The sequence below is a fragment of the Mycobacterium sp. genome (genome assembly GCF_035640695.1).
GTDB lineage: Bacteria > Actinomycetota > Actinomycetes > Mycobacteriales > Mycobacteriaceae > Mycobacterium.
This window is the reverse complement of the sequence record NZ_DASQVQ010000161.1, coordinates 1-6509: the sequence shown is the minus strand read 5'-3', so window position 1 is coordinate 6509 and position 6509 is coordinate 1. Positions and strand designations below refer to the sequence as shown.

7 protein-coding genes are annotated in these 6509 nt (G+C 67.2%); 6 read left to right on the top strand and 1 reads right to left on the bottom strand.

Features of this window, described 5'->3' with window-relative positions; genetic code table 11:
* Nucleotides 1–300 precede the first annotated feature (300 nt).
* Genes VE759_RS19140 through VE759_RS19120 form a run of 5 tightly spaced genes read left to right on the top strand, consistent with a single transcriptional unit; the run spans nt 301 to nt 4210 of the window.
* On the top strand, nt 301–1107 hold the full coding sequence (locus tag VE759_RS19140) for a metal ABC transporter solute-binding protein, Zn/Mn family (RefSeq protein ID WP_324935357.1): 807 nt from the start codon (nt 301–303) through the stop codon (nt 1105–1107).
* 34 nt (nt 1108–1141) lie between these two features.
* Nucleotides 1142–1990: an ABC transporter ATP-binding protein gene (locus tag VE759_RS19135; RefSeq protein ID WP_324935355.1), complete on the top strand. Its 849-nt coding sequence runs from the start codon at nt 1142–1144 to the stop codon at nt 1988–1990.
* On the top strand, nt 1987–2904 hold the full coding sequence (locus VE759_RS19130) for a metal ABC transporter permease (RefSeq protein WP_324935353.1): 918 nt from the start codon (nt 1987–1989) through the stop codon (nt 2902–2904). The genes VE759_RS19135 and VE759_RS19130 overlap by 4 nt, the downstream gene beginning before the upstream one ends.
* Nucleotides 2901–3779, top strand: a complete 879-nt coding sequence (locus tag VE759_RS19125) for a metal ABC transporter permease (RefSeq protein WP_324935351.1) — start codon at nt 2901–2903, stop codon at nt 3777–3779. Before VE759_RS19130 ends, VE759_RS19125 begins: the two co-directional genes overlap by 4 nt.
* A 26-nt stretch (nt 3780–3805) precedes the next feature.
* Complete coding sequence (locus VE759_RS19120; protein WP_324935350.1) at nt 3806–4210, top strand: transcriptional repressor; 405 nt, start codon at nt 3806–3808, stop codon at nt 4208–4210.
* 35 nt (nt 4211–4245) lie between these two features.
* Here the strand turns inward: VE759_RS19120 and VE759_RS19115 are convergent, their stop codons facing one another.
* On the bottom strand, nt 4246–4599 hold the full coding sequence (locus tag VE759_RS19115) for a metalloregulator ArsR/SmtB family transcription factor (protein WP_324935348.1): 354 nt from the start codon (nt 4597–4599) through the stop codon (nt 4246–4248).
* Nucleotides 4600–4700: 101 nt separating this feature from the next.
* On the opposite strand from VE759_RS19115, the gene VE759_RS19110 reads away from it, so the two are divergent.
* Nucleotides 4701–6509 (top strand): heavy metal translocating P-type ATPase (locus VE759_RS19110; RefSeq protein ID WP_324935346.1); only part of this gene is annotated, 1809 nt, incomplete at its 3' end.

Below are 6509 nucleotides of genomic sequence, written 5' to 3'. Positions count from 1 at the left end.
GAGCGCATCGTCTCCGGTCACCGCTCGGGCGCCGTGCGCTGCTTCACCAGATCGGCACTCGCCTAGCGGGAGTCGACGTGGCTGGCGCGGCGTGCTATTGTGCGCCGAAATGACAATCGTTTTCACTAACTGTGCGGACGGAGCTCACCTATGACGGGTCGACTTGGTCGCAGGGCTGGGACATGGGCTGCGGTGTGTGGCGTCCTGATAGTGCTGGGGGCGGTGGGGTGTAGCAGCAATAACGCGCCGCAGGGGCCTGGCGGTTCGAGCAGCAGCGCGGGCGCGGGGCCCAAGCTGGCGGTGGTCGCCACGATCAATGCGTGGGGCAGCATCGCTTCGCAGCTCGGGGGCGACCGGGTGCAGGAGACCAGCATTATCGCTAATCCCGACACCGACCCGCACAGCTATGAGCCGTCGGCGGCTGACGCGCGGACGGTCTCAGACGCGAAGGTGGTGGTGGAAAACGGGATCGGCTACGACGCGTGGGCCGACAAGCTGTTGTCGTCGAACCCGAATCCGCAGCGGACCGTGCTCACCGTTGGCGATGTTGTCGGGGTGCCGGAGAGCGGCAATCCGCATCAGTGGTATTCCCCGGACTCGGTGACCAAGGTGGTGGACGCGATTACCGCCGCCTACAAGAAGGCCGACCCGAATGACGGTGCGTACTTCGATCAGCAGCATGACCAGTTCCTCAACCAGGGCCTGTCCAACTACCACGCCCAGATCGCCACCATCAAGTCCAAGTACGCCGGTACCCCCGTCGGTGCCAGCGAATCGATTTTCTCGCCGCTATCGGATGCGTTGGGGCTCAACCTGATTACCCCGCCGGAGTTCCTCAAGGCGATCAGCGAGGGTACCGACCCGTCCCCGGCGGATAAGGCCACCATCGACCAGCAGATCGCGACGAACGCGATGAAGGTGTATGTGTACAACAGCCAAAACAGCACCCCCGATGTGCAGGCCCTGGTAGACGCGGTTAAGAAACAGAACATTCCGGTGGCGACGGTGACCGAGACGCTGGCGCCGGCCACCGCGTCGTTTCAGGACTGGCAAACCACCCAGCTGACCGCCCTTGCCGACGCCCTGCACACCGCCACGGGTAAGTAGGTGACCGACGGTTCATTCATCGTCTGACTCGACAGTGACTGCCTCGCCGGTTGTCGACGGCGTCGCGGTCCGGATGCGCGGCGCCTCGGCGGTGGTCGGCGGGAGAACCATCTGGAGCGACGTGTCCCTCGACGTGGCAGCCGGACAGTTCGTCGCCGTGTTGGGCCCCAACGGGTCCGGGAAGTCGACGCTGCTCAAGGCGATATTGGGCCTGACACCGACTCATGGGACCGTGCAAGTGTTGGGTGCGCGGGCGGGGCGGCGCAACAACCGAATCGGGTATCTGCCGCAACGGCGTACGTTCGACGCGAGCCTGCGCATCCGCGGGATCGACGTGGTGTCACTTGGTTTGGACGGCGCCCGCTGGGGAACGCCGCTGCCGTGGCTCACCAGGGCGGTGGCGCCGCAACGGTTCACCGATCGGCGACGCCGGCTCGCGGAGGTACTCGATTTAGTCGGCGCCGCCGACTATGCCCGGCGCCCGATCGGCCAGTGCTCGGGCGGTGAACAGCAACGGCTGCTGATCGCCCAGGCCCTGATCCGCAGGCCGCAACTGTTGTTACTTGACGAGCCGCTGGAGAGCCTCGACGTGCCCAGCCAGGCCGGCATCAGCGCCCTGGTGCGAGACATCTGCCGCCGCGAACGCGTCGCGGTCGTGATGGTCGCCCATGATGTGAACCCGATCCTGCCCTACCTGGATCAGGTCATCTACATCGCACGCGGAGCCGCGGTGAGCGGCACGCCTGAACAAGTGATTGCCGCCGATCAACTCAGCGCGCTCTACGGCACCCCGATCGACGTGCTGCATGACCGGGCCGGGCGACTGTTCGTGGTCGGCCAACCCGACGTCCCCCCCGGGCACACCGCTGGAGACGCCGGATGAACCCGCAGCTGAGCTGGAATGTGTTCACCGATGTGCAGCAGATGTGGGCCTATCCGTTCATGGTGACCGCGCTGCGGGCCGGAACCGTCGTCGCCGTCGTCTCCGGGGTCGTCGGCTGGATGATGGTGCTGCGCCGGGAAAGCTTCGCCGGCCACACCCTGGCCGTCGTCGGTTTTCCCGGGGCCGCCGCCGCGGCATGGTTGGGGCTGGCCACCGGCTACGGCTACTTCGCAGCCTGCATCGGCGCAGCAGCGGCGATCGCGCTGCTACCGGCGCCGACCAAGGCCGGCGGGCTAGCCGGTTTCAGCGAGGAATCCGCGGTGATCGGCACAATTCAAGCCCTGGCACTGGCGACCGGTTTGCTGTTCGTAAGCCTTTATCACGGGTTCCTATCCGGGTTGACCAACCTGCTGTTCGGCACCATTGCCGGTATCAGCAGCCAGCAGCTCGACGTGCTAAGCGTGGTCGCACTGGTGTGTCTGATCGTGATGGCCGCGATCGGGCGGCCGCTGCTGTGGACGTCGATCGACCCGGAGACGGCCGCGGTCAACGGTGTGCCGACCCGGCTGGTGGCCGGACTCTTCATGCTGGTGCTCGGTGTCGCCGCCGCCGGTGCCAGCCAGGTCACCGGCAGCCTTTTGGTGTTTGCGCTGTTGGTCGCCCCTGCGGCGGCGGCGTTTCGGCTCACCGCGCATCCCGGGGTGGGTATCGCGACTTCGGTGGTGATCGCGGTCGCGGTGACCTGGGTGGGTATCGGGTTGGCGTTCTATTCTCCGTACCCGATCGGATTCTGGGTGAGCAGTTTGGCGTTCGCTATCTATTTGCTGGCTGCCGGCTACCGAGCCGGCGTCGACCGTCGTCGCCAGCGAATCCGCGAACCGGAATCCGCGGTTCGGCAGGTGGTGGCGACATGACACGGTCTGGCGCGCTTGGTCCGCTGAGCGGGCTGGCGAACATGTTGGGCCAACCGTTCATCATCCACGCCTTGGTGGCCGGCACCGCGGTGGCCGCCGTGTGTGGGCTGGTCGGCTACTTCCTTGTCTTGCGCAGTCAGGTTTTTGCCGGTGATGCACTCGGGCACGTCGCCTACACCGGCGCCATGGCGGCGCTGGTGGCCGGCCTGGACATGCGCGCGGGCTTGTTCGCGGCCACCATCGTCGCCGGATTGGCGTTGGGTTCGGTCGGGCGCCGCGGCGGCGACGACGTCGTGATCGGCTCGTTTTTCTCCTGGGTGCTCGGGCTGGGCGCGCTGTTTTTGACCTACTACATCACCCACGGCAGCGGCAATAACGGCACCGCGAACGTTAATGTCTTGTTCGGCAGCATTTTCGGGATCAATGACCACGCCCAGACGATGGCGGTCGCCGTGGCGGCGGGTGTGGGCATTGCAGTGATCGCCATCGCGCGGCCGCTGCTGTTCGCCACTATCGATCCGGCCGTCGCCGCGGCCGCCGGCGTGCCGACCCGCATGCTTGGCGCGCTGTTTCTGGCGCTTGTCGGAGCCACCGTCGCCGAGGCCACCCAGATCATCGGCGCGCTGGTGGTGCTGGGCCTGCTCGCCGCGCCGGCGGCCGCCGCTGCCCGGCTGACAACCCGCCCCTGGCACGGATTCTGGTTGTCGGCGGTATTAGCAGTCGCGGCGATCTGGATCGGCGTCACCATCGCCTACGCCGTTCCTGCGGCACCGGCCACCTTCACCATCATGGCTACCGCCGCGGCGATGTACGCGCTCGCCGCCCTGATCACTTCCCGAGATCGCCGCTCCCGCTTCGCATTGGCGGGGCAATAACGCTGCACAAGCCGAGGAGCGCAACGATGCCCGCGCCACCTCCCCGGCGGCTTCGAAAGACCGCCAACCGACAAGCGGTCCTTGACGTGCTGGGTCGCAGCGACCATTTTCGCAGTGCGCAACAACTGCACATGGAGATCCGGCAAGGCCACAGCATGCGGATCGGGTTGACAACCGTCTATCGGATCCTGCACGTCCTGGTCGAGCAGAATATCGCCGAGACGCAGCGCGCCGAAGACGGCGAGACGCTCTACCGGCTGTGCGCAACCCGCGGGCACCGCCACTACCTGCTGTGCCGACGGTGCGGGCGGGCGGTGGCGTTCACGGTGGACGATGTCGAATTGCACACCGCCCGGCTCGCTCAGCAGCACCGTTACGCCGACGTCACCCACCACATCGACCTCTATGGAACCTGCCCGCAGTGCGCGTGACCGCCTGAGCTCGCACGCTCGGCTTGGGAAGAAACTTAGGCCGTAGTGTCGCGGATGCCGAGTCGCAGATGCTCGATGTGATAGACGGCCGCATCGAGGAGTTCAGCGACGTGGTTGTCATAGAGGCGATAGACGATGCTGCGCCCGGTGCGCGTTCCGGTGACCATCCCCAGCGCGCGCAGCAGCCGCAACTGATGTGACACAGCCGACTGGTGCATGCCGATCTCCTCGGCGAGGTCGTTGACTGAGCACGGCCCCTGGCGCAGCCGGACAAGCATCATCAACCGGCTGGGTGTTGCCAAGGCCTGCAGTGTTTGGGCCACGGTCGCCGCGCCATCGGCGTCGAGTGCCGCGACGGGGGTGTCCCTGCCCTCGATTCCGTGGCCCACCGAACCATCGTAGTCCTAGCCTTACATGAAGAGATCTTCATACGTGTGTAGTGTCTAGGCGAGTTGACCAGACACCACAGATACGGGCGCAGGGAGACGCGATGGCATCGGTTACCGCCGAGATCGCGGATACGCGCACCGGGGTTGCCCCCCGCCGCACCGCACTGTGGGCCCTGCCCGAGGTGCGCTGGGCAGTGGCCGCGACGGCGTTGTTTGTGGCCGGATTGGTCGCGCAGTTAGCCGGCGGCCCTGGCTGGCTGTGGTGGGGGCTGTATTTGGCGTGCTATGTGACCGGCGGGTGGGAGCCGGCGTGGGCCGGGCTGCGGGCCTTGCGGCACAAGACACTCGACGTCGATCTGCTGATGATCGCGGCGGGCATTGGTGCCGCGGCGATCGGACAGATCCTCGACGGCGCCCTGCTGATCGTCATCTTCTCGACCTCAGGGGCGCTGGAAGCGCTGGCGACCCGGCGCACCGAGGATTCGGTGCGGGGGCTGCTCGACCTGGCACCCGATCAGGCCACCCGCCTGATGGCTGGCGGACACGAGCAGCGGGTTGACACAGCGGTGCTGGCGGTGGGCGACGAGATCCTGATCAGACCCGGGGAACGCGTCGGGGCCGACGGCGAAATACTCGACGGCGCAAGCGATGTCGATCAGTCCACGATCACCGGGGAATCATTTCCGGTGAGCAAGACCACCGGTGAGCAAGTGTTCGCCGGCACCCTCAACGGTTCAGGCGCGCTGCGGGTGCGCGTCGACCGGGAAGCATCGCAGACCGTGCTCGCGCGGATCGTGGCGATGGTCACCGAGGCGTCGGCGACCAAGGCCACGACCCAGTTGTTCATCGAGAAGGTCGAGCAGCGCTACTCGGTGGGGATGGTGGCCGCCACCCTGGCGTTATTCTTCGGGCCGTTGTTGTTCGGGGCCGCGTTGCAGCCAACACTGCTGCGGGCGATGACGTTTATGATCGTGGCCTCTCCGTGCGCGGTCGTGCTTGCCACGATGCCCCCGCTGTTGTCGGCCATCGCCAACGCCGGCCGCCACGGGGTGCTGGTCAAGTCCGCGGTGGTGATGGAACGGCTGGCCGACACGACCATGGTCGCGTTCGACAAGACCGGCACCCTCACCGAGGGCACGCCCCAGGTCGCCGAGATCCGTGTGCTACCCGGCGCCGGCTTGGACGAGGCGACGGTGCTGTCCCTGGCCGCCAGCGCCGAACGGCCCAGCGAACACCCGCTGGGTGCGGCCTTGGTCGGCGCCGCACGCGACCGCGGGCTGCGCCTGCTGCCCGCCGACGAGTTCACCGCGATGCCCGGCCGCGGCGTAAGCGCCGTGGTGGCGGGCCGACGCGTGCAGGTCAGCAACCCGCGTCGCGGGCCGACGCCCGATCCCGTGTCGCCGCAGCACATTACGCTGGCCCAACAGGCCGGCGCCCTGGCCGCCGAACTGCAAGCCAGCGGCCAAACGGCCGTCGTTGTCACCATCGACGATGGTCCAGTCGCGGTGCTCGGTTTCGAGGATCGAGTGCGCGCCAATGCCCCCCAGACCGTCGCCGCGCTGACGAACCTGACTGAAACCACACCGGTGCTGATGACCGGTGACAATCCATCCGCGGCAAGCCATCTGGCCGGCAAGGTCGGTATTCCGGAGGTGCACGCGGGTCTGCTGCCCCAAGACAAGGTCAGCCGCATTCACAACTTCGAACGCGGCGGCGCCAAGGTGGCGCTGGTCGGCGATGGTGTCAACGACGCACCGGCCCTGGCGGCCGCCCACACCGGCATCGCGATGGGCCGCGTCGGATCTGACCTGGCCTTGGATACCGCCGATGTGGTCGTGGTCCGCGACGAGCTCGCGGCGATCCCGGCCGCGATCACGCTGTCGCGCCGCGCCCGCCGGGTGGTGGCCGCC